Annotated in this window: 3 protein-coding genes; 2 read left to right on the top strand and 1 reads right to left on the bottom strand. The window is 50.5% G+C overall.

The genetic code is table 11. The features are described 5' to 3' along the window. Positions 1-1,804, bottom strand: a 1,804-nt coding sequence (locus AB7S66_RS12175) for a KamA family radical SAM protein (protein WP_428520381.1), incomplete at its 3' end; no start/stop codon positions are given. Between the two features lie 227 nt (positions 1,805-2,031). Between AB7S66_RS12175 and AB7S66_RS12170 the strand changes: the two genes are divergently transcribed. Next, on the top strand, positions 2,032-2,898 hold the full coding sequence (locus AB7S66_RS12170; RefSeq protein WP_428520379.1) for a DUF2156 domain-containing protein: 867 nt from the start codon (positions 2,032-2,034) through the stop codon (positions 2,896-2,898). Beyond that, a partial coding sequence (locus tag AB7S66_RS12165; protein WP_428520377.1) for a GNAT family N-acetyltransferase occupies positions 2,895-3,290 on the top strand: 396 nt, incomplete at its 3' end. The genes AB7S66_RS12170 and AB7S66_RS12165, both read left to right, overlap by 4 nt.

Genomic DNA, 3,290 nt, shown 5'->3' with positions numbered 1-3,290 from the left:
CCATGTTGATCTGTTCTACCATCTTCTCCGCCTCACTCATGAAGGGACGAAGCGTGGCGAGATACCGCTGAGGAACCTGTCCGATGGAACTCTCTTCAAGTTGCTCCTGCATGCTTCTTGCATTGGTCGCAAACAACTCTCGGTTCTCCTTGAAGCCCTTGACCGTGAAGGTATAGTAAGGAAGGACGCCGATATCATTGAGTACCTTACGCAGTTTTGCCGTATGGCCACGTCTGCTGGCAGCGACCGTGAAGACTTCCTGGTTGGTAACCGCCCAACCGGCATCAAGCAATCGCCTGATCGCCTTCCTGGTATCGGGGGTAATTTCCATGGCCGAGGAGATGTGCGTCTGGATCACACACTGGTCAATGCCCAAGATTTGTGCCTCGGCCTTGAAATCGGCAAGCACCTGGATGAGTTCCTTGGTGACTCGCTGGGGGAGATAGACCGGGAGTTTTGTCCCAAGACGGACCCTACGCATGGGAGCATACTGAGCATCTTGCGGTCGTTGTTTGTTGTCTTCCAGTTTCTGCCTTGCCATCTCAAGTACTGCGTCCAGGATTGAACGCAGGGATTTCACCGAGCTCATGAAAGCATCCCCCCCGGTGATCAGGATATCCCAAAGGTAGGGATCATTCCTGAAATACTCCATATTGACGGAAAGCTGCTCTTCCCAGGTCCGCTTCGGACGAAGTTTCTCCAGCTCAAAGTTGAATCGTCCTGCCTGGAAGTCGTACATTCTCTGGCAGTAGGAGCATAACCCTCCGCAGGCTCTTCCCATGGTATCTGGAATAAAAATGGCGACCGTTGGGTACCTTCGGTGGACATTGTGGGAGGGAAGCAACCACCCTGCGGCATTGGGCTCCCCTGGTTTTGCAATATCCTCTTTCTCCCAGGCAACAATGGAACCAAACTCCTCCAGGAGGTCCTGACTGTAGAAGAGATAGGCACGTAAGGCGAGGTCACTCCCTGGATGCTCCTGCATCTCAAGGGGGCGGGTATCGATGAGAGAGAGGAAGTAGGGAGTGGCAAAGATGGGAATACCCTTTCTCTGTGACTCCTTCATGACCCTGAGCGTCTCAGCATCCATGCTGTTACCAAGATAATGATTGAGTTCCTCCGTGCTCCTCAAGGCAAAGTGCAAGTGGAATCGGTCCTCCTTCCACCATGCGAGCACCTGCTTGCGCTTTTGCTCATGACTCATGCCATCCTTGAACTGATACAAGGAGCTTTTTCTCCGTCTATCCTCGATACGCTTGATCAGGAGCTCAACAATTCGCTCCTTGTTCTTCGTCCTCCAAGCGATCACCTCAGGATCCAGACCACTTGGATGGGAAGCCATCCACTGTTCCACCTGACTTCTCGAGGGGATTATACGGTCCTCCACCCCACTCAGCTGGCCGATGAGATGAGCCATATCCTCAAGGAAATCAAGATGAACCGACGGCTCTTGTCCCAACAAGACGCGCCTCAAGAGCGAAATGGGACGCGAGGTCACCATCTCTCCATGGAGGTTGAGGTCTTCATAGACATCCCCCTCATGGTCGAGATAGTCCATCATCCTAAGGTATGCCATCGAGGTGCTCATCAAGGTATAGTAGTCCTGTTCGGTTCTTCCTTCACCGGTATAATATGACCATGCTTTTGGGTATCTCTGTTGCATCGTTTCAGCTATCTTTTCACGAAGAGTAGCTACCAAAGCCACATCATCAAGCTTCTGGTCAAGGAACAAGGAGATAAGTTCTGGATTGTCTGCCTTCATCCTGGTGACAAGTTCAGTAATACGATTGATAGATGTATTCATGCCATAAAGATACAGGTATGGGTTGCCAGGTGTCAAGCATTCTATTTTAGTATATATATTATATATATTTACATCCGTTCATGACTCCAGTTTTTTTCCTTCAGTACGCTCATTTTCCTCTCTCTGGTTACATCGCCCAGAGCCCCAACACCCCTCTCAGAGCCCTTCCCGCCTTGACTATCCTCAGAAAAAAACGTATGAATATATGCGAATATATTAGAGGTATTATGTTAGAATTCCATACACCGTCCCCCGCGGACAAACACCTGTTTCCTGATCACAGCAAGCACCTCGCCTATGAATATTACTACTCGTATGTTGCACTCTGGGCAGATGCAATCGGCATCACCATCTGCAAGACAGATACTGCCTTGTATATGCATCTTGAAGAGGACGATTGTTTCCTGCTTCCCATCACCGACGACCTTCCTTCTGCAATGCAGGAACTTGAAGAGCACTGCAGGGAAACCGGACAACGCTTTCTCCTGGAATGTGTACCCTCCAAGGAAGCAGCGCAGCTGAAAGCGATGGGTTACCAGGCCGAACATGTCAGGAACCTTGATGACTATCTCTACGAAAGTGAGAAGCTCATCAAGCTCTCCGGCAAGAAATTGCAGAGCAAGCGTAACCACATCAATCAATTTGAGAAGCACTACACCTATTCAGTACGCCCCTTGAACAGTAAGGAACTACGTGAGGAGTGTTACAGGATGGCTTCCACCACCTGGCTTGACGGCAAGGATTGCACGACCAAGGAGATCAGGGATGAACTGGGAGCGCTCAAGCGAGCTCTCGACGGTTGGGATGAACTCAACTTCAAAGGGATTCTTGTCTGTGTAGACCACAACCTCACCGCATTTACCATCGGGGAAATCATCGATGAGGAAATGGCCATCGTACACTTTGAGAAGGCCGATACGTCCTACAAGGGAATCTACTCAGTCATCAACCAGCTCTTCGTCAGTGAATATCTCTCGGATGTTCATTATGTGAACAGGCAAGAGGATGCCGGCATTGCTGGACTCAGGAAAGCAAAGCTCTCCTACAAGCCGGATCTCATGGTCGAGAAGTACCGGGTAACAAAACAACCATGATCATAGAACGTGCAAAACCCAGTGACTACCAGGAACTCAAGCAACTCTGGCTCGTCGTTTTCAACGAAGAGCCAGCCTTCCTGGAGCACTTTTTTGCAACGCGAATCTCCTATCAGGACATCTTTGTCGCACGTGAGGACGATAAGCTGGTCAGTGCACTGCATGCGCTCCCCTTGTATTATCACAAACGGGGGGAGGAACATCCAACAAGCTACATCGTTGGGGCTGCGACCTACAAGGAGTACCGAAGGCGGGGGATCATGGGAAAGCTCCTGGAAGCAACCAGGCAGGCCTATGACCACCCCATCACACTCTTTCCCGCAGTCAGGCCATTCTATGAGGCAAACGGGTATTTCACCACCTCCAGTGTGCTCTCCTTCACCCTCGAAGCA

Source organism: Sphaerochaeta sp., from assembly GCF_050178175.1.
Taxonomy (GTDB): Bacteria; Spirochaetota; Spirochaetia; order Sphaerochaetales; family Sphaerochaetaceae; genus Sphaerochaeta.
This window is presented reverse-complemented; position numbering and strand designations above follow the sequence as displayed.